Origin of the sequence: Streptomyces sp. NBC_00569 (assembly GCF_036345255.1) — a bacterium.
Classification (GTDB): Bacteria; Actinomycetota; Actinomycetes; order Streptomycetales; family Streptomycetaceae; genus Streptomyces.
Window position 1 is genome coordinate 9,703,310 of the sequence record NZ_CP107783.1, and the last position, 20,551, is coordinate 9,723,860.

The 20,551-nt window shown below is 69.3% G+C and carries 12 protein-coding genes and 1 riboswitch; of the genes, 2 read left to right on the plus strand and 10 right to left on the minus strand.

Going from position 1 to position 20,551, the window contains the following annotated elements; all coding sequences use genetic code 11:
- Window positions 1-20 precede the first annotated feature (20 nt).
- Genes OHO83_RS43830 through OHO83_RS43855 form a run of 6 tightly spaced genes read right to left on the minus strand, consistent with a single transcriptional unit; the run spans window position 21 to window position 8,618 of the window.
- A complete protein-coding gene (locus OHO83_RS43830; protein WP_266680996.1) occupies window positions 21-740 on the minus strand; it encodes a glycoside hydrolase family 12 protein in 720 nt (239 codons plus the stop codon).
- A 50-nt stretch (window positions 741-790) separates the two neighbouring features.
- A complete protein-coding gene (locus tag OHO83_RS43835) occupies window positions 791-2,998 on the minus strand; it encodes a glycosyl hydrolase family 95 catalytic domain-containing protein (RefSeq protein WP_266680997.1) in 2,208 nt (735 codons plus the stop codon).
- Complete coding sequence (locus tag OHO83_RS43840) at window positions 2,988-4,985, minus strand: beta-galactosidase (RefSeq protein ID WP_266680998.1); 1,998 nt, start codon at window positions 4,983-4,985, stop codon at window positions 2,988-2,990. Before OHO83_RS43840 ends, OHO83_RS43835 begins: the two co-directional genes overlap by 11 nt.
- The gene (locus tag OHO83_RS43845; protein WP_266681000.1) at window positions 4,982-5,911 is read right to left on the minus strand and encodes a carbohydrate ABC transporter permease; all 930 of its coding nucleotides are present in this window, start codon (window positions 5,909-5,911) and stop codon (window positions 4,982-4,984) included. Before OHO83_RS43845 ends, OHO83_RS43840 begins: the two co-directional genes overlap by 4 nt.
- Window positions 5,908-6,936 (minus strand): ABC transporter permease, encoded by a 1,029-nt coding sequence (locus OHO83_RS43850; protein WP_266681002.1) that lies wholly within the window; start codon window positions 6,934-6,936, stop codon window positions 5,908-5,910. Before OHO83_RS43850 ends, OHO83_RS43845 begins: the two co-directional genes overlap by 4 nt.
- Window positions 6,936-8,618, minus strand: coding sequence for an extracellular solute-binding protein (locus OHO83_RS43855; protein ID WP_266681004.1), 1,683 nt, complete (start codon window positions 8,616-8,618; stop codon window positions 6,936-6,938). The genes OHO83_RS43850 and OHO83_RS43855 overlap by 1 nt, the downstream gene beginning before the upstream one ends.
- A 210-nt stretch (window positions 8,619-8,828) precedes the next feature.
- Here OHO83_RS43855 and OHO83_RS43860 point away from each other — a divergent pair, with 210 nt between their 5' ends.
- Both OHO83_RS43860 and yicI read left to right on the plus strand, forming a co-directional pair.
- Window positions 8,829-11,657 (plus strand): glycoside hydrolase family 3 C-terminal domain-containing protein, encoded by a 2,829-nt coding sequence (locus OHO83_RS43860; protein ID WP_266681006.1) that lies wholly within the window; start codon window positions 8,829-8,831, stop codon window positions 11,655-11,657.
- A complete protein-coding gene (gene yicI / locus OHO83_RS43865) occupies window positions 11,654-13,879 on the plus strand; it encodes an alpha-xylosidase (protein ID WP_266681008.1) in 2,226 nt (741 codons plus the stop codon). Before OHO83_RS43860 ends, yicI begins: the two co-directional genes overlap by 4 nt.
- An 18-nt stretch (window positions 13,880-13,897) precedes the next feature.
- Here the strand turns inward: yicI and OHO83_RS43870 are convergent, their stop codons facing one another.
- The 4 genes from OHO83_RS43870 to OHO83_RS43885 all read right to left on the minus strand — a co-directional run bounded on the left by OHO83_RS43870 (window position 13,898) and on the right by OHO83_RS43885 (window position 20,450).
- On the minus strand, window positions 13,898-15,622 hold the full coding sequence (locus OHO83_RS43870) for a cellulase family glycosylhydrolase (RefSeq protein ID WP_266681010.1): 1,725 nt from the start codon (window positions 15,620-15,622) through the stop codon (window positions 13,898-13,900).
- A 51-nt stretch (window positions 15,623-15,673) separates the two neighbouring features.
- Entirely contained in the window at window positions 15,674-17,152 is a 1,479-nt protein-coding gene (locus OHO83_RS43875; protein WP_266681015.1) for a glycoside hydrolase family 43 protein, read from the minus strand.
- A gap of 249 nt (window positions 17,153-17,401) precedes the next feature.
- Window positions 17,402-18,142: a transglycosylase SLT domain-containing protein gene (locus OHO83_RS43880; RefSeq protein WP_266681017.1), complete on the minus strand. Its 741-nt coding sequence runs from the start codon at window positions 18,140-18,142 to the stop codon at window positions 17,402-17,404.
- Between the two features lie 3 nt (window positions 18,143-18,145).
- Window positions 18,146-18,338, minus strand: a riboswitch (cyclic di-AMP (ydaO/yuaA leader).
- Window positions 18,339-19,712: 1,374 nt separating this feature from the next.
- Window positions 19,713-20,450 (minus strand): flavodoxin family protein, encoded by a 738-nt coding sequence (locus OHO83_RS43885; protein WP_266681019.1) that lies wholly within the window; start codon window positions 20,448-20,450, stop codon window positions 19,713-19,715.
- Between the last annotated feature and the right edge of the window lie 101 nt (window positions 20,451-20,551).

The following is a 20,551-nucleotide window of genomic DNA, read 5'->3' on the forward strand; positions in this document are numbered from 1 at the left end:
CGCGTTCCCGGTGGGTCGGATCAGCTGCTGGAGACGTTGAAGCTGTTCGTGGTGAAGTCCAGACCGCCGGCCGACGAGGTGATCTCGTAGCCGAACTGGACGTCACCGATCGTCTCGTTGCCCCACCAGCCCTTGGTGTCCTTGATCCACTTCAGGATCGGCAGGATGTTCACCGTCCCGGACGTCGAGTCCGAGGTGCGCAGGAACGAGTACACCTCGTTGGAACCGTTGTTGCCCTTGTAGACGGTCCAGGTGTGCCCGCCCAGCGTGACGTCGCCCTGCGACGTGCCGAGCGGGCCGACGGCTCCGTTGTAGTTGACCCAGAGCATGACCTCGTAGTCGTAGTCGCTGTCCCAGATGTCGTACGACGTGTTGTACGCGCCCGAGGACGGCACCGTCACGTTGTAGCCGCTGGTGAGCGAGGACAGCGAGTCGATCGGCTTGTTCACGACCTTCTTCGCGTTCGGGTAGGACTTGATGCCGCCCGTGTTCGGGTGGTCGGCCCAAACGCCCCAGTTCGACGAGGAGTTGGCCCAGATCGTCTGCGAGCCCGCGCCCGAACCCCAGATGTTGTTGTAGAGGGTGTAGCCGTCCGAGGTGGTGTAGTTGCCCCACTGGTCGGAGGAGGACCAGATCGCCGCCTGTGCGGGCGAGGTGGCGAGGGCGAGCAGTGCGCCGCCCGCGAGGACGGAGCCCAGGAGCGTGCGGCGGCGCAGGGAGTGTCTTACGGTGGGTGCCATGGTGTCCCTTCCATGGTCGGAGGAGCCCGGTGGGGCTCCGGTGGGGGGAACTAGCGCGTCCTCATGGTGAGTTCGCGGTCCTCGCCGGCGGTCAGGTGAAGCAGCCCGTCACAGCCGGCCGGGGTCTTGAGATCGACGTGCGCGTCCCGCTCCGGGCGTACGACGGCCGTGCAGGCGCCGCCCGCCCACGTCAGGTCGACGCGGGCGCCGAACCGGGTGCGCAGGCCGCGCACGACGCCGTGCCGCCAGGCCGGCGGCAGCGCGGGCAGCAGCACGAGGCGGTCGGGCGTGGACTGCACGAGCGCGTCGGTGAGCAGGGCCGGCAAGGTGTGTGCGGCGTCGGCGTTGTAGACGTCGCGGTCCGGGTAGTGCGAGCTCATCAGGGAGTGGTGGAAGTAGTCGCCGGTCAGGACCTGCCGCAGCGACGCGGCCACCCGGTGAGGGTCGCGCAGGCGGGCCGCGATGAGGGCATGGTGCAGATGGCCGTGTGCCGAGTGGTTCTCGGCGCCGCGCAGTTCGAGCGCGCGGTGCGCCGCCCTCGCCAGCTCCGGGGTGTCGTAGGGGGTGATGTCGTGGTGCGGCCACACCGGGTAGAGGTGGCTGAGGTGCCGGTGGTCGTAGGTGTCTTCCAGGCCGGGCCAGGACCATTCGGCGAGCGCGCCGTCGGAGTTGACCCGGTAGTCGGGCAGCCGGTCCGCGAGCGCGATCCAGCGGTCGCCGTCCGGTCCCGGGTGCCAGGCGGCGGCGGTGCGCAGGGCGTGCCGGGCCGCCGCGATGTCCATCGTGGCGTTGAGCGTGCCCCAGCTCGCGTTCGCGGGCCGGTTCTCCGGTGAGTACGACGGCACGACCACGAGGCGGCCGTCCGGTCCTGTGCGGGTGAGGAAGTCCTCGTAGAACAGGGCGAGTTCGGCGAGAGCGGTGGCGAGCCACGCGGGCCGCGCCCCGGTCGTCTCGGCCTGCTCGACGAGCGGGGTGAGCAGCCAGTCGGCGCCTGCCGTCCACAGGTGCATCGGCCACTCGCGCTGGAAGTGGTACGTGTGCCCCGACTCGCCGTCGGTGTGTGCGGGCGCGACGATGCCCCGTGTCCCGAAGATCTCCCGCGCGTTGTCCCGCCAGTCATCCAACTGCCCCTGAATGAGGGCACCTTGTGCCTGGGTCACCTCGGGCAGATCGCAGGCGGCCGCGGACGCCGTCTGGAGATTGAGGTTGGCGTCCGTGGTGAACGCCCCCGACCAGGCCGTGCCCCATTCGCCGGTCCACAGCCCGGTGAGCCGCGGCGGCAGCGCGCCGGACGCGCTCAGCAGGTGGTAGCGGCCCGCCGCGAACAACCGCTCCAGCAGGGCCGGGCTGTCGACGCGTTCGAGCAGCTCCGAGCCGGGCAGGACGCGTTCGGAGCGTGGCGCGTCGAGGGTGAACGTGACCCGTTCATAAGCGGGGCGGTGCGTGGCCTCGTGCCGGGCGAGCAGGGTCTCGTAGGTCTCCTCCAGCTCCGGGCCCGCCAGTGAGGCGAGCGCCGCCGCCTCGGCGCCCGCGTCCAGCTCCCCGAGATGCCGCTGCACCCGCGTGAGCAGAAGCAGCCCCTCCGCGCGCTCGATTCTCAGCCCCGCGGTGCCCACCGAACGCCGCCCGCCGTGCACCAGCGCGACCGTCACCCCGGTGTACGCCAGATCGCTGTCCGGGTAGCGGCAGCGAAGTGTCAACTGGGCGCCATGGGGCGTCAGGACGACGCTGCGGCCGACCCTGAGCCCGTCCGGCACACCGGCGAGGCGGTGGTCGAGGGACAACTCGCCGTCGAGCCCGGGCCCGGTGACGTACTGCACGACGACATCGTCGGCCCGCGACACGAACACCCGCCCGCGCCACCCGCTGCACTGCGCCTCGGCCACCCCCGTCGCGAAGGCGACCGCGCGCCGGTAGCCGCGCCACACCACGCTGTCCCGCACGAACCGCACCTGGAACGCCGGATGGAACGCCTGCACCCAGCGCAGCGCCCGACCGTCCGTGAACTGCTCGGCCGCCGTGGCGTCCCCGGCGAGCAACTGGTCCTGGACATGCGGGAGGCGGGCGGCGAGCGCGGGCGGCCGTGGGCGCGGTCCGCCGTCCGGACGGACCAGCGCGTGGTGAGTGAGGATCACCCGGTCGTCGTGCGGGTCACCGAACACAAGAGCGCCGTGGGTGCCGTTGCCGCTGAGGAAGGCGTCCTCCCAGCGCGTGGCCGGCGCCGGCTCCCAGGTGCCGTGCGGATGGTCAGCCGGCACCGTGCCCCCGCGTCGTCGTCCCGGCAGCGAGAACCGCGACACCGAACCGCCCGAGAGTCACGGAACCGGAGTGCCCGGCCCCCGTCAGCAGATCCCGGTACGTCGTGTCGTCCGGCAATGCGACGGTCACCTCGTCCCGTCCGTGGTGCAGGAGGAACACCAGCTCACCGCGGCGTACGGCCTCCACGCCTGCGGGGAGGCCGGGCAGCGGAGGCCGTACGCCCGCCTCGGCCGCCGCGTCCGCGAGCAGTGAGCGCAGGGCCGGGGGTTCGGGAAGCGTCGACAGGTACCGGGCCCTGTCGCGCCGCAGTACGGCCGGCAGCCCGTCGAGCTCGCCGCCGCGGTACACGGCACCGACCTCGGTGCCGGGCTCAGCCGTCAGCTCCTCCGACCACAGGGTGCCGGTGAAGTCCCCGCAGTCCACGGTCTCGTCGGGATCCAGCGGCCACCACTCGTGCACCGTACGGATCCCGAACAGCGCGCGCAGCCGCGCGTCCATGCCGCCGGGCCGCACCCGGTCGTCCGTGTCGGCGACCCCGGTGAAGAACCCTGACACGAGCGTGCCGCCGCCGCGCACATAGGCCAGGAGGTTCTCGATCGCCGGGTCCGTGAGCAGGTACAGGTGCGGCACGACCACCATCTTGTAGGCGGACAGGTCGTGTTCGGGGTGCGCGAAGTCGGTGGTGAGGTGCGCCTCCCACAGGGCACGGTGCCAGGCCCGCACCACGTCCTCGTACACGACGTGTGCCGACGGCCTGCCGTCCTGGCCACCGGCCCACCAGGAGTGCCAGTCGTGCAGCACGGCGACGTCGGCGGTCATGCGTGTGCCCGACACCTGCGATCCCAGCTCCGCCAGTTCCGCACCGATCTGCTTCACCTCGGCGAAGGCACGTCCCTCCTCGCCGGCGTGGCCGACCATCCCCGAGTGGAACTTCTCGGCGCCTTGCCGGGACTGCCGCCACTGGAAGTAGCAGACGGCGTCGGCGCCGCGCGCCACCGTCTGCAGCGACCAGAGCCGGTTGAGTCCGCGCGGCTTGGGATGGTTGACGCCGCGCCAGTTGACCGGCCCCGCCGCCTGCTCCATGACCATCCAGGGACCACGTGCCTGGCTGCGCGTCATGTCGGCGATCATCGCGTTGTACTGACCGCCCAGCGGGTCCCGCGGATCCGGGTACACGTCGACCGACACCACGTCCTCCCGCTCCGCCCACGCCCACGCGTCCTGGCCGATCCAGAACGGCATGAAGTTGGTGGTGACCGGGACCCGGGCGGGGGAGTGCCGTCGGACGATGTCCCGCTCGGCCGTGTAGCACTCCAGCAGCGCGTCCGAGGTGAAGCGGCGGAAGTCGAGGACCTGCGCCGGATTGTGCAGGTACTGGGCGCGGCGCGGCGGGATCACATCAGCCCAGGTCTCCACGTGCTGGCTCCAAAAGGCCGTGCCCCAGGCCTCGTTGAGCGCATTCAGCGTGCCGTACCTCTTGCGCAGCCAGTCGCGGAAGGCGCGCGCCGCCTCGTCGCCGTAGTCGAACGTGCAGTACTCGTTGTTGATGTGCCACATCCGCAGGGCGGGGTGGTGACCGTAGCGGACGGCGAGGTCCTCGGTGATCGCGGCGGCATGGCGGCGGTACGTGCTGGAGGAGTGAGCGAACTGCTGGCGTGAGCCCCACCAGACGGTCTGCCCGTTCTCGTCGCGCGGCAGCGTCTCCGGGTGCAGGCGGCCCAGCCACGGCGGCGGTGACGCGGTCGGCGTCGCCAGGACGACACCGATGTCGTGCGCGTGCATCAGGTCCATCAGCCGGTCCAGCCAGCCGAACTCCCTTGCCCCCGGCGTCGGTTCGAGCTTCGCCCAGGAGAAGACGCCGAGGGTCACCGAGGTGACGCCGGCCTCCTTCATCAGCCGGACGTCGTCTGCCCAGACCTCCTCGGGCCACTGCTCGGGGTTGTAGTCGCCGCCGTACAGCAGGCGGCCGCCGTGCGAGATGGTCATCCCTTCACCGCCCCCGTGAGCATGCCCTTCTTGAAGTGGCGCTGGACGAAGGGGGAGGCGACGGCGACCGGGATGAGGGCGAGCACCATCATCGCCATCTGCAGTCCCAGGGCGGACAGTTCACCCGCATTGACCCGCTGGCTCAGCCCCGTCGGCAGCGCCGTGTTCTTCTGCACGAGCTGCATCAGCACGTTCTGAAGCGGCAGTTTCGCCGGGTCGTCGATGTAGATCATCGCGTTGAACCAGGCGCTCCAGTACGCCACCGCGTAGAACAGCGAGATGACGGCGATGACCGCGCGGGACAGCGGCATGATGATCGTCCACAGGATTCTGAAGTCCCCGGCCCCGTCGATCCGGGCGCTGTCCGTCAGCTCCTGCGAGATGTTCATGAAGAACCCACGCAGCACGAGGACGTTGAAGACACTCACCGCGCTCGGAAGGATCAGCGAGAGGTAGCTGTCGGTGAGCCCCAGCGTCTGCACGAGGAGATACGTCGGGATCAGTCCGGCGCTGAAGAACATCGTGGTCATCAATGCCATCAGCAGCGCCCGGTGCGCGAACGACCCGGGCCGGGACAGCCCGTAGGCGGCGAGCACCGACACCACCATCGAGAACACCGTGCCGAATCCGGTCACCCCCAGCGAGACGAGCATGGCCCGGCTGACCTGGCCGCCGCTGAGCAGCTCCTTGTAGTTGACGAAGGTGATGCCTTCGGGCCACAGCACCAGGCCGCCCGTGGAGTCGATGACGTGTCGGGGCGACAGACTCGTGACGATCACGACCCACAACGGGCCGAGCACCACCAGACAGCACAGGGCGATGATCAGCCCCTTGGCGCCGAGCCCTGCCTTGGTCGGCGGCTCCTCCCACACCGGGCGCTCGGAGGTCCGCCAGAGCGAGCGCGGACGTTCGACCGTGACACTCACTTCTTGTACACCCCTTGCTCGCCGAGGAGATGGGCGAACTTGTTTGCCGCGAGGACCAGACAGATCCCGACCACACCCTTGACCAGGCCGACCGCGGCCGCGTAGCTGAAGTCACCGTTCTGGATGCCGGTGCTCCATACATACGTGTCGAGCACTTCGGAGGCTCCCGCGCCCACCGCCTTGCGCTGCAGCAGGATCTGCTCGAAGCCCACGGTCAGCGCGTCACCGACCCGCAGTACGAGCAGCAGCGCGATCACCGGGCGCAGCGCGGGCAGCGTGACATGCCACATGCGGCGCCACCGGCTCGCGCCGTCCATCGCCGCTGCCTCGTACAGCTCGGGGCTGACGGAGGCGAGGGCCGCGAGGAAGACGATGACGCCCCAGCCGGCGTCCTTCCAGATCATTTGCGCCGTCAGCAGATACTTGAAGATCCCGGCGTCCGTCATCAGGTCGAAGCCGTCGACCCCGTGGTCCTGGAGGATCTGTGCGATCAGTCCGGCCCCGCCGAACATCTGCTGGAAGACCGTGACGACGAGCACCCACGAGAAGAAGTGCGGCAAATACAGGATCGCCTGCGACAGGGCCCGCACCCGGGGTCTGACCACACTGTTGATGAGCAGCGCGAGCGCGATCGGCACGGGAAAGAACAGCAGGAGCTGGATGAGGAAGAGGACCAGCGTGTTCTGCAGGGCGTTCCAGAAGTCGGCGTCCTCGACCATCCGCTGGAACTGCTCGAGCCCCACCATCGGGGAGTGCAGGATCGCCGTTATGCCGTTGGTAGAGATGTACGGGTTGTAGTCCTGGAACGCGACCACATTGCCGAGCAGCGGAAGGTAGTTGAAGAGCAGGAGCAGCCCGATCGCGGGCAGCGTCATCAGGATCAGCGTGCGGTCGCGGCGCAGCCGGATCCGCCAGGTGATGCCGCCCTTACGGGCATCGGGTCGGGCCTTCCCGCTCCTGCGGCGCTCCCGCCCCCGGACGCCCTTCTCGGCCGTCCGGGGCGGTCGCTGGGCTTGCAGAGCCATCAGGACGCGCTGCCGTTCTCGTTGAGGAGCTTCTTGTACCAGTCGCGCAGCTTGTCGCCACCGCCCGACTTCCAGCTGCTGATGGCCTGCTGGACGTCGCTCAGCTTCTTGTTGCCGCGGACGTAGTCGTCCTCCAGCTGCTCGAACTTGTCCTCCAGGTTGGCGTAGCGCGACGGTTCGACGATGGTCATGCCGTAGAACGGCGTCTTGGTGACGAACGCGCCCATGCGCTGCTGCCACTCGACCATCGCCCTGGTGACGTCGGGCAGGTCGGGGTAGGCGAAGAACGGCGCCGGGCCCGACAGCATCTGCCAGGTGTTGAGCGCCTGGGCGTTGCCCTTCTCGGTCTTCTTCGGGACGCCGTCGGTGATCGTGAAGTGGGTGCCTTCCTCGCCGTAGTAGGCGAGCATGTGCTCCTTCGTGCCGACGGGCGCGGCGGCGTAGTTGGCGGCCGCCAGCGCGTTCTCCACGATCTCCTTGGACGCGTTCTTGCGGAGGAACGCCCAGACGTTGGCCGGAGTGCCGGCGTACAGCGTCGGGTCGCCGCCGTCGGCGCCGAAGATGTCCATGGCGGCCATCTCGAAGTCAGGGAACGCCTTGCTGCCCTGCATCTCCGCGCTCTTGCCGTACCAGGCGGTGATGTCGGCGTTGTACATCATGACCTTGCCGCTGGTGAAGCGGAGCGCACCGTCGCCGGTCTGCGCCTTGGCCTCGGGGTGCACGACACCGGCCGCGTACAGTTTGCGGGTCCACTCCAGGGCCTCGAGGTACTCGTCGGTCTCCAGTCGCTTGACCAGCTTGTCGCCGTCCAGCTTCCAGCCGAGCGCCTTCTCGCTGCCGCCGAGCGAGCCGAAGATGTTGAATGAGGACCACTTCATGTCGTCGCAGCCGTAGACCCCCGCCTTCTTGCTGGTCATCTCCTTGGCGAGGTCCAGGAACTCCTGTGCGGACTTGGGCGGCTCCCAGCCCTTCTTGCCGAAGAGGTCCTTGCGGTAGAAGGGCGCGATGTTGGGGAGGTACGAGTACGGGTACGGAATGCCGCGCAGCTTCCCGCCGAAGATGCCGCGCCGCCAGGCGTCCTGCGGTACCGCCGCCAGGTTCGGGTACTTCTTCACCTTGTCCCCGGCCAAGTAGGGGCCGAGGTCCGCCATCTTCGCGACCAGCGCGGAGGGGATCTTCCCGGACAGCTCCCAGCCGGGCACGATCATCACGTCGGGCAGCGAGCTGGAGGCGAGCACGGCGCCGATCTTCTCGCCGTAGGTGTTGCCGTCCTGGTTCTGCCAGTTGACCTGGACGCCGGAGGCCTTGTTGAGCGCGGTGTAGTACTCGCAGTCGGACTTCGGCGGTGGCCCCCAGAACGGGGCCATGATCTTCACCTGGGCACCCGTGCCGAGCTTCTTCGGCACCGACGTGGCGAGTTTGTCCAGGTCGACCTTGCCCGTGAAGCCCACACAGGAGCCGTTCTTCGACGCGATGTCGGGGGCGACGATGCTGCGCGCGGCGAAGGTCGGCAGCAGCTTCTTCGCGGACTTGCCCGACGTCGCCCCCTCGCCGGACTCGGTGGACCCGCCGCACGCGGCGAGCAGCGGCATCCCGCCGGCCACCGCTGCGGCGGCCACGGCGGTGGAGGCGAGGAAGCTTCTCCGGCTGGGAGCGGAGGCGGAGGGCGAGTTCGGCGTCATTGCGGTAACCCTTCGGGGAACGCGTCGCGCATTTGTCGAAGCGCTTCGATGTTGCAGCGAGGCTAAGGGAGCGCTTCCACGGTCACAAGAGCGGTGCACAGAATTCCTGGACGTCCTTTCCCTTTCGCCCACTTGACACCTGACAACCTGACTACGGAGCATCGAAGCGCTTCGAAGATTCACCGACCTCTTTCGCCAAGGGACCCGCACGTGACCGAAAGACTCCCGCTCCACCCGGACGCGGCACCGCCGACGGACAAGCGCGTCGACGACCTGCTGTCCCGGCTCACGCTCGACGAACGCATCGCGCTGCTGCACCAGTTCACGCCGGGTGTGGAGCGGGTCGGCCTCGCCGCGTTCCGCACCGGGCAGGAGGCACTGCACGGTGTGGCGTGGATGGGCCCGGCCACCGTGTTCCCGCAGTCCGTCGGACTCGGCGCGACCTGGAACGACGACCTGGTGCGGCGGATCGGCGACGCCGTCTCCGCCGAAGTGCGCGCGATGCGCGAGCGCGACGACCGGATCGGCCTCAACGTCTGGGCGCCCACGGTCAACCTCCTCCGCCACCCGCTGTGGGGCCGGAACGAGGAGGGCTACTCCGAGGACCCGCACCTCACCGCCGCCATCGCCACCGCCTACACGCGCGGCCTGCGCGGCACCCACCCCACGTTCTGGCGCACCGCCCCCGTCCTCAAGCACTGGCTCGCCCACAACAACGAGACGCTCAGGGACACGTCGAACTCCTGCGTCCGCCCCCGCGTCCTGCACGAGTACGACCTCAAGGCCTTCCGCGCCCCCGTCGAGGCGGGCGCCGTCGCCGGCGTCATGCCCGCCTACAACCTGGTCAACGGCCGCCCCAACCACGTATCGCCCCATCTGCGCGAGCAGTTGCGCACCTGGACCGGCCAGGAACTCCTCGTGTGCTCGGACGCCGGCGCGCCCAGCAACCTCGTCGACTCCGAGCACTACTTCGACACCCACGAGGAGGCCACCGCCGCCGCCCTCGTCGCGGGCGTCGACAGCTTCACCGACCACGGCACCGACTCCTCGACGATCACCGGGCGGATCCGCCGCGCCCTCGACCAGGGCCTGATCTGCGCATCGGACATCGACACCGCCGTACGCCGACAGCTCGATGTGCGGCTACGCCTGGGCGAGTTCGAGGACCGTGACCCCTTCGAAGGCGCCGGGGCCTTCGACACGGAGGAACACCGCGCCCTCGCGCAAGAAGCCGCCGAGCAGGCGGTCGTGCTGCTCAAGAACGACGGCCTGCTCCCGCTGCCCGACACGGCCCACATCGCCCTCGTCGGTCTGCTCGCCGACGAGTGCAAGACGGACTGGTACAGCGGCACCCTCATCCACCGCTCCACCCCGCTCGACGGCCTGCGCGAGCGGTTCGGCACCGAGCACGTCACCTTCACGGAGGGCGTGGACCGGGTGCGGCTGCGGTGCGACGCCGGATGGCTGTACGTGCCCGAGAGCGACGCCGACGCGAGCGCGCGCGGTGCCGAGGGCGCCCTCGACCCCGCCCTCCTCGCGGGCCGCACCGACCTCCCGCCGCTCACCACCGTCACCGAGCCGGGCACCGAGCTCGCCCTCGTCGACTGGGGTAACGGCGTCCTCACCCTGCGCGCACCCGACGGCCGCTACCTGTCCGTCGCCGAGGACGGCTTCGTGCGGGCGTCCGCCGAGCAGCCCGGCGGCTGGGTCGTCCAGGAGACGTACACCCTGGAACGGCACGGAGACGCTCACCTCCTGAGGCACACGGGCACGGGCCGGTACGTCGCTGTCACCACCGACGGCGTGAAGGTCGCCGAGCAGGGCACGGCCTTCGAGATGGAGTACGTGGAGCGCGGCGCGGACGCCGTGGCGCGGGCGGCCGCCGACGCCGACGTGGTGATCGTCGTCGCGGGCAACGACCCGCACATCAACGGCCGCGAGACCGAGGACCGCACGACACTCGCCCTCCCCGCCCACCAGGACCGGCTGTGGCGAGCGGCCCGCGCCGCCAACCCGAACACCGCCCTGGCCCTGATCGGCGCCTACCCCTACGCCGTGCCCGACGCGGCCACCGAACTCCCCGCCCTGCTGTGGACCGCCCATGGCGGACAGGCCGCGGGCCGCGCCCTCACCCGGGTCCTCGCGGGCGACGTCAGCCCCGCCGGACGCCTCCCCCAGACCTGGTACGCCGTCGACAGCGACCTGCCGGACCTGCTCGACTACGACATCATCGGCTCCCGCCAGACCTACCTCTACTTCGAGGGCACACCGCTGTACCCCTTCGGACACGGCCTGTCCTACGCCTCGTTCGACCACGACGGACTCGTCGTGCACCGCGGCGCCGACACACTCGAGTGCACCTTCACCGTCACCAACACCGGCACCACCCCCGCCGACGAGGTCCCGCAGCTGTACGTCCGCCCGCTCGGCATGCCCGTGCCGCGCCCGCGCCGCCAGCTCCTCGCGCACCGCCGTCTCGCCCTCGCGCCGGGGGCGTCGGAGCGCGTCACCTTCTCCGTGCCCCTCGCCGACCTCGGCCACTGGGACGTCACCCGCGGCCGCTGGAGCGTCACCTCGGGGACGTATGAACTGCTCGTCGGCGCCTCCAGCGAGGACATCCGCCTCACCACGCGCCTGACCCTCGACGGCGACGAGCCCGCGCCCCGTCCCGTGCTCATCGACGGCCTGGACGCGGCGGCGTACGACGAACAGCGCGGCACGGCGATCGTCGACCGCACGAAGACGTCCGGCGACGCCGTCACCGCCACCGGGCCCGACGCCGAACTCCTCTACAGAGCCTGCGACCTGGGCGCCGACGGAGTGTGCGCAGTGCGCGTGACGGTCGCGGGCGCGGGCGCGGGCACCGTCACCATCGGGGACGGCGGCACCGTCACCGTCCCGGCGACCGGTGGCCCGTACGACTACATCACACTGGACGCCGACTTCACCGCCCGCGGAGTACGTGACCTGCGCGTGCGGCTCGGCGGCGAGACCCGTCTGGCCCGGCTCACTTTCATCCCACGGGGGACCACCGTATGAAGTTCACCGACGGTTTCTGGCTGATGCGCGACGGGGTCCACGCCGCGTACGCCACCGAGGTCCGCCAGATCCTGGCCGCCGACGACCGGTTCACCGCGTACGCCGCCGTCCGGCACGTCCGCGACCGCGGCGACACCCTCAACCAGCCTCTGATCACCATCGACTGCTTCGCCCCCGCCGAGGGCGTCATCGGCGTCCGCTTCACCCACCACGCGGGCAAGCGGCACCGGGGCCCCGACTTCGAGCTGCTGCCCTCCGAAGGCGGCGCCGGCGCACAGGTGACCCGCGAGGACACGGTCACCGAGCTGACGACGGGCCCGCTCACCCTCCGCCTGGACACGGCAGGGGAGTGGGGCCTGGAATTCCTCGACTCCTCAACAGGACGCCGGCTGACGGCCGTCGAACACAAGGGCACCGCCTTCGCCACCACCCCCGACGGCGCCCACCACATGGTCGCCCAGCTCGCGCTCGGCGTCGGAGAGCACATCTACGGCCTCGGCGAACGCTTCACCCCGTTCGTCAAGAACGGCCAGACGGTGGACATCTGGCAGGCCGACGGCGGCACCAGCAGCGAACAGGCCTACAAGAACGTCCCGTTCCACCTCTCCTCCCGCGGCTACGGCGTCCTCGTCAACCACCCCGGGAAGGTCGGCTACGAGATCGGCACGGAGTCCGTCGGCCAGCTCCAGTTCAGCGTCGAGGACCAGTCGATCGAGTTCTACGTCGTCGCGGGCCCGACCCCGAAAGACGTGCTGCGCCGCTACACCGGGCTCACCGGCCGCCCCGCCCTCCCGCCGGCCTGGTCGTTCGGCCTGTGGCTCACGACCTCCTTCTGCACCGAGTACGACGAGGAGACGGTCACGTCGTTCGTCGACGGCATGGCCGAGCGCGACATTCCGCTCACCGTCTTCCACTTCGACTGTTTCTGGATGCGCGAGTACCAGTGGTCCGACTTCACCTGGGACCCGGACGTCTTCCCCGACCCGGTCGGCATGCTGCGCCGGCTCAAGGCACGCGGTCTGCGCATCAGCATGTGGATCAACCCGTACATCGCCCAGAAGTCCCCACTCTTCGACGAGGGACTGGCGTTGGGTCATCTGGTCCGCAAGCCGAACGGCGACGTCTGGCAGTGGGACCTGTGGCAGCCCGGCATGGCGCTCGTCGACTTCACCGACCCGGCCGCGCGCGACTGGTACGCGGGCAAGCTGCGCGGCCTGCTCGACATGGGAGTCGACAGCTTCAAGACGGACTTCGGCGAGCGCGTTCCGACCGATGTCGTCTGGCACGACGGCTCCGACCCCGCGCGCATGCACAACTACTACGCGCACCTCTACAACCGCACCGTCTTCGAGCTGCTGGAGAAGGAGCGCGGCAGCGGAGAGGCGGTCGTCTTCGCCCGCTCGGCGACGGCCGGCGGCCAGCAGTTCCCGGTGCACTGGGGCGGTGACTGCTTCGCCTCGTTCACGGCGATGGCGGAGTCGCTGCGCGGTGGCCTCTCCCTGTCGCTGTCGGGCTTCGGCTTCTGGTCGCACGACATCGGCGGCTTCGAGGGCACCCCCGACCCGGCCGTCTTCAAGCGCTGGCTCGCCTTCGGTCTGCTCTCCTCGCACAGCCGCCTGCACGGCAACGTCTCGTACCGGGTGCCGTGGGCATTCGGCGAGGAAGCGGTCGACGTGGCACGGAAGTTCACGCGTCTCAAGCACCGCCTCATGCCGTACCTGTACGAGGCGGCGGTTGAGGCGCACCGCACCGGCGTCCCCGTGATGCGCCCGATGCTCCTCGACTTCCCGGACGACCCCACATGCCGGGTCCTGGACCGCCAGTACATGCTCGGCCCCGACCTGCTCGTCGCGCCGGTGTTCTCGGCGGACGGCGACGTCGAGTTCTATCTGCCCGAGGGCACGTGGACGCGGCTGCTGACGGGGGAGCGGGTCGAGGGCGGGCGCTGGCTGCGCGAGACCCACGGTTTCGACAGCCTGCCGCTGTTCGTCCGTCCCGGCGCGGTCGTCCCGCTCGGCGCGGACGACCGGCGCCCCGACGGCGACTGGACGGACGGCGTCACTCTGCTCGTCGCGCCGGGCGCGCGAGACGTGACGGTGACGGTGCCGGACCACGGCGGGAGCACCGCCGCCGCGTACCGGGTGCGCCGGGACGCCGTCGACGGGGCAGTCACGGTGGAGGTCGCAGGAACGAAACTCCCTTACGAGGTAAGGGAGTTGTAGTCCGTTCGGTGTGCTCGGTCAGGAGACGGCGGTGCCCGTCACCGTGTCTCCCGACCGCGTCACCTGGTACGTGACGGTGGCGCCGCTCCAGAAATGGAAGGTGAGAGTCACCGGCACACCGTCCTTGAGAGAGTTCAGGAAGTCGGCGGTGAGCCTGAGCGTGCCGCCGTCGTAGTCCGGGGCGAACGCGGTGCCGAACTGCTGGTACGACGTCCAGTCGGCCGGACCCGCGTTGGCGCCGTCGGCGTATCTGGCCTCCATGGTCGCGAGGGAGTCGCCCCGGAACCGGGCGGGGGCCGCGAAGGAGGAGGTCGTCCCCGTCGTGTCCGCGAGCAGCGGCGGGTCATACGTCGTCACGTCGATCCGCCACGGCACCCCGGACGAGAACCGGGCCTGAAGCGTGGCGTTCACCCCGTACGCGCGGTCCCCCGTCAGCCGCTTCAGAGCGGCCGCCGTCAGCGTGAGCCGGTCACGGGACACGGTGTAGTCGACGCCTTGGGCGAGCTTCTTGCCGCCCAGCCAAAGCCCCCTGAACGATGTGCCGTTGAGGTTGAGGGTGAGCGACTGGTCCGTGACCGGGTCGGCCTTGCGGACGTACACCTTGCCGGACGAAGCGGTACCCGAGCGCGTCGTCCAGCTCGACTTGACGAGAGCGAAGAGGGCGGGGTCGCGCCAGCGCAGCGTCTCACGGTTCAGCAGCGAGAACGGGTCCCACAGCGCGGTGGTGACGCCGTTGACGCGGGCTGTGTGACCGAGCGCCTCGAAGTACTTCAGGGCCTCGCCGCGCTCGACATAGTCCTGATGCGTGTAGTCCGGGTAGCTCAGGAGCCCGTACTCGCCCAGGTACACCGGAATGCCCTTGGCGACGAACGTGTCGTGCATCCGCGCGAAGGCGTCGGTCATGTCCTGCTGGACGGTGGCGTCGAAGCGGGTGTAGCCGGCGATGTTCACGCTGAACGGCCAGAAGCTGTAGTAGTGCACGGTCGCGACCAGGTTGGGGTCGTCGAGCCCGTCGATGGTGGCTGCCAGGTCGTCCATGAGGGTCTGGTCCGGAGTGGCGCCGACGGTGGGCAGGACGAGGAGGCGCTGCGCGTTCGCGCCGCCCGACGCGCGCACGATGCTGTGGAACGAGGTGTTGAGCTCGTCGACCAGCGCCGTCTTCCGGGCGTCGTCGGCGTTGTCGAAGGCCGGTTCGTTGATGCTCTCGAAGAGCAGAGTGCGCGGTTCGTCCTTGAACGCAGTGGCGATCTGCTGCCAGGTCGCGTCGTAGCGGGCGAGCACCTGGTCGTGGTCGGTGGACATCTTGTTGATCCACTGCCAGGAGTCGTGGTGCATGTTCAGCACGACGCGCAGACCGTCCGCCTGGGCCCAGTCGACCACCTGCCGAACCCGGCTCAGGAACGCGGCGTCGATCGTGTAAGGCGCCTGGTCCGACTGGTGGTTGCCCCAGGTGACGGGGATGCGCACGCTGCGGAAACCCTGGCTCCTGACGGTGTCGAAGAGCGCCTTGGTGACCGGCGGGTTGCCCCAGGACGTCTCATCGGGGACGGCGTCGAGGGTGTTGCCCAGGTTCCAGCTGGGCTGCATGGCGGCGACGGTGTCCATGGCGGAGGCGGCCGCGGCCGGAGCCGGGCGGGCAGCGGCCACAGCCCCTGTCCGGGAGGTGCTGACGGTGGTGAGCAGGGCCAGGAAGAGGCCCGCCAACCGTCCGACGCGGCGTCTGCGGCTCCGTGCTTGTCTCATACGGGGTCCCTTTCAGCGGCTGGGTTCGGTGGTCCCGGTCAGCAGCCGGGTTCAGACGGTGAGCGGCTCGTAGCGGAACCAGTCGAAGTGGGCGGTGCCGTCCGCGGCGTACAGGCCGATGACGCGGCCGGTGAATCCGCCTGCCACCTCGGTCGACAGATAGCGGCCGTCGAGGGCCGCGAGCGTGGTGAACGTGCCGTGCGGATCCTCGACGCCGAACGCGACCGTGTCCGGGCCGGTGCGCGCGTCGTGCGGGGTGTCAGTGGGCGTCACGTCGACGCCCAGCACGAGCGGCCCGCCGACTGTCGCGCGGGGTGCGGAGGCCACCACGGTGCGCAACGGTCCGACGCGGGCGATCACCCGTACTTCGGCGGCGTCGGCCTCGATCTCGTAGTGGTGCCGCTCGTCGAGCCGGACCGCTAGGCCGCCGGTGCCGTCCGCCGGGTCGAGGTGGGCGCGGACGCGGCAGGAGAGGTGCTGCTGCCGGTGGCCGACGAAGGTGACGTCGGCGGCGTCGGGCCCGGCCCCGAGGGCGTGGAGCGTCAGCCGGCCGGGTCGTTCCTTCGTGGTGCAGTGCTGTGGTGAGCGGTGGCGGAGCGAGATCCAGGAGGGTTGCAGATCGGCGTCGTCGAAGTCGTCCGTGAAGGCTTCGGCGGAGGCGGGCGCGGGCCCGGCCGTCACGGGCGGGCCGACGACCGGCCAGCCGTCCTCCCAGGTGACGGGCGCGAGGAAGGTCTCGCGGCCGAGTACGTGCCAGCCGGGGGTGCCGCCGCGCGGCCGCACCCCGAGGAACACCATCCACCACGTGCCGTCGGGCGCCTGCACCAGGTCGGCGTGGCCGGTGTTCTGTACGGGGTCGTCGGTGCTGCGGTGGGTCAGGACCGGATTGGCCGGACAAGGTTCGAAGGGGCCGGTGGGCGCGGGGCCCCGGGCCACGGAGACGGCATGACCACGCTCGGTGCCGCCCTCGGCGATCAGCAGGTACCAGTGGTCGCCCACGTGGTGCAGGTGCGGCGCCTCCGGGGCTTTGGCGCCCGGTGTGCCGGACCACAGCGGGCGCGGCTCGCCGATCGTCTCACCGGTGTACGGATCGATGCGGACCTGGGAGATCCCGGCGACCGTGACCCAGCACGCGCCGTCCTCGTCCCAGGCGAGATCCGGGTCGATGCCGGGGACACCGGGCAGCGGGACCGGGTCCGACCAGGGGCCCGCCGGGTCGGTCGCGGAGACGAGCAGATTGCCGCCGCCCGAGCTCACATTGGTCACGATCAGCCAGAAGCGACCGTCGTGATGGCGCAGCGTCGGCGCGTAGATCCCGGCGGAGGAGGGTGTGTCCCAGGGCAGCCGCAGCTGTGCGGGCCGGTCGAGGACGTTGCCGATCTGCCGCCAGTGCACCAGGTCGCGACTGTGGAAGAGCGGCACCCCGGGGACGTACTCGAAGCTCGAGCACGCGAGGTAGTAGTCGTCGCCGACGCGGCAGACGCTGGGGTCCGGGTGGAACCCGGGGATGACCGGGTGTGAGTCTGCCATGCTGTGTCTCTCCGTGATGTCGAAGCGCTTCGATTCGCGGGGAGGATATGCACGGCGGTGATGGCGTGCAAGGGGTTGAACAGGACAGAAGAAGGCCCTGAAGTCCCTTCGTGCTTACGGGACTTCAGGGCCACGGCATCATCGATGCGCTTCAACAGGCAGTCGTTGGGGAGTTCCTGCTCGTACGGCAGGCACAGGACGAGCCCGGTCCGCCCGCGACGACTGCGAGCCTGATGGTGAAACCGGCTGTCAGTACGCGCCGTTCACGTTGTCGATCGAGCCGTACTTGGCGGCCGCGTAGTTGCAGGCGGCGGTGATGTTGGCGACGGGGTCGTAGCTGTTCATCGAGGTACCGGCCACGTGGTAGGCCTTGAACGTGGGGTCGATGACCTGCAGGAGCCCCTTGGACGGGGTACCTGCGACAGCGTTGGAGTCCCAGTTGTTGATGGCCAGCGGGTTGCCGGAGGACTCGCGCATGATGTTGCGGTGGATGCCCTCGTACGAGCCGGGAATCCCGTGCTTGGCCATGATGTCGAGCGACTCCTTGATCCAGCCGTCGAGGTTGTTGGTGTAGGTCTTCTTCGCAGGGGTGGCGGTGAGCGCGGTCCGCTGCTCGGAGCGGTCGGCCCGCTCGGCGGACGCCCTGGTGGCCGCGGGCTCGGCCGGGCTCTTCGTGCCGAGCGTGAGCTTGATGCCGGGGTGGATCAGCCCCGGGTTGTCACCGACGGTGGCTCGGTTGTCCTGGTACAGCTTCTTCCAGCCGCCGCTCAGAGAGTGCTCACGGGCGATCTTGGCGAGGGAGTCGCCCTGGGCGACGACGTACGTCGTGGGGGCCGCGGCGCTCTTTGCAGCCGGGACGCCCTGGGCCGCACCGGCGCTGGTCGCGCCGAGCACCGGGAGAACGAGCACAGCCGCGCCCGTGCCTGCGACGGCGATTCCCCGGGTGAGCGAGATGGACTTGATGCGGCGGTGCTTTCCCTTTGCGGGCATGTTCTGTTTCCTCTCCGTCGCCTACGAGGTGAGCTGTCGGGTTCGGACGGGAGATGTCCGGACGCACTGCGAATGCGACTTCACCCCGAGCCGTTCCGGAAACCGGATCGGCGGCTTAACTGGGTCCCCCGCTCCTGCCGTGCGTAACCGAGTGGGTGGGGTTCCGGACAGCGGCAGGATTCGGCGTTCCATCCGGATTGACGGTGACATTAGGCGAGAAGGAGCGGGCGGAACAAGACCAGAATTCCCACAGGGGAATGTGAGAGCCCTTTCTCTGGCCACGGGAGCCCGCCGCTCTGTTTGATCGAAAAGCCCAACCTTCTTTGTGCGGAAGGGAAGTGGGCTCAGCGGAGCTCGGAGCCGGCGCCCGTCCCTGTGACAGGACTCACTGAAGGGGATACGGGTCGGGATGCCATTAGATTGCATATCAGAGTGCGATATTTCGCGTGAATGCCTCCGATATGGACAGAGCGTTTTGTACGCGGCTAATGGCGTGAAATGGCAAATTCTAAGGCAAGACGGACATACTGTCGTGTCGCTTTTGGTACCTTATGTGGTGAATTACGGTGAATATCGGTCGGGGGGTGCGGGCCGAGGAATGCCCCCTGCAGGGCTCATGGGCAGGTGTCGGTCGGGGTGGTGCCTGAACGTCGCCGTGTGCGGTTCGGCAGAAAGATCGACTGAAGCGAGGGCGACGGGCTCCGTCATGCGAGTACACGTCGCGTAGACCTGCTGATCTCGCGGAATACCCCGGGCTCAGCAGTGAAGGCTCTTATGCGGCACCTGGAGATCTTTGCCGGCTCAGGATGTGCGTGAGCTGAGGAAAGGGTCTGCAGGTGATGGGAAGTCAGTTGGGTCAGTTGCCGATCGTCACCGATATGCCGGTGAAGGTCTCGGCTCGGACCGGGAGGAAGCTGCTGAAGTCCTCTGCCGACTACGGACTTCCGGGGAGGCGCCCCTTCGCGTGGGACCTGGTCAATCCCGGGCCTCAGTGGTCGATTTGGCCGGGGACGGGAACTCGGCACGCGCCTGCACCGGGTCGGACTCGAACCGAAGACCCGCCGCCAAGAAGCCCAGGAACAGAGGCAGTTACCCCGGTGCGTGGAACGTACCGGCAACGTCGGAGTTGCGGCACCGTTCGGACGGAGGAGAAACTCGGCTGGGAGCGCCACTAAAGGCTGTTCCGAAATGATCCGCGAGTTCGTGAGGGTTCGGCCGTCTGCCGAAGATGCGGGTGCTCTTTTCGGCAAGGCCGAGATCGTGCAGCCGAGAATGGTCCGGTGCACGCTTTTGCTTGCCTTTGATTCGCCAGTCGCTCGGGATATGTGAACACTTCATCCGAGTGAAGGTGTGCTGTGCGCAAGTGCGAACGGACTTGTGGTCGTGGCGCGTTCCTGTCTTCGGGCAGGAGGCGCCGGGGTGTGCTGAGCCGCGTGACGGCCCTTCCTCAGGTCCGGTTGTGCGGCGGGCTGACGGGACGCGGCTGCTGCCGGGGGTACGCGTGCCCTCGCGGCGTGCGCGGCATCCGACCGACGCCGGGGCGGGATGCTCCGTTTCTCTGCGGGCGCCGCTACCGGTGCTCCGGGTTCTCGTAGTCGTGGCGGCAGCCGGCGTCCCAGGCGGTGCGCTGGTTGCCGTAGGCGGGGATGCCACCGAGATCCTTCAACGCCCGGGCCAGGTGCAGCAGGTTCCAGGTCATGAACGCGGTGTTGCGGTTGGTGAAGTCGTTGTCGGGGCCGCCGGAACCCGGGTCGAGATAGGAGGGCCCGGGGCCGGCCTCACCGATCCATCCGGCGTCCGCCTGGGGAGGGATGGTGTACCCCAGGTGTTGCAGGCTGTAGAGGACATTCATCGCGCAGTGTTTGACGCCGTCCTCATTGCCGGTGATCAGGCAGCCGCCCACGCGGCCGTAATAGGCGTACTGTCCTGCGTCGTTGAGAAGACTGGAACAGGCGTAGAGGCGCTCGATCACCCGCTTCGTCACGGAGCTGTTGTCGCCCAGCCAGATCGGTCCGGCCAGCACGAGGATGTCGGCGGCCATGACCTGACGGTAGAGGTCCGGCCAGGCGTCGGTCTCCCAGCCGTGCTCCGTCATGTCGGGCCACACGCCCGTGGCGATGTCGTGGTCGACGGCCCGGACGACGTCGACGTGGACTCCCTCGGCTTCCATGATCGCGGTGCTGCGCTCGATCAGGCCCTGGGTGTTGCTCGTCTCCGGCGAGCGTTTGAGGGTGCAGTTGAACACCAGCGCTCGCAGATCGTCGTACCGGGCCGGAGGTACGTCGGTGGCGGGTGACGAAGCGGTCATACGGTCCTCCCGGAGCCCTGTCGCTACATCGTGGTGCGCGGCGACTTATCCACTTTGCCCAATGCGAAGCCCGGCCGGCGGCAGCCGCCACAGCAGAACCT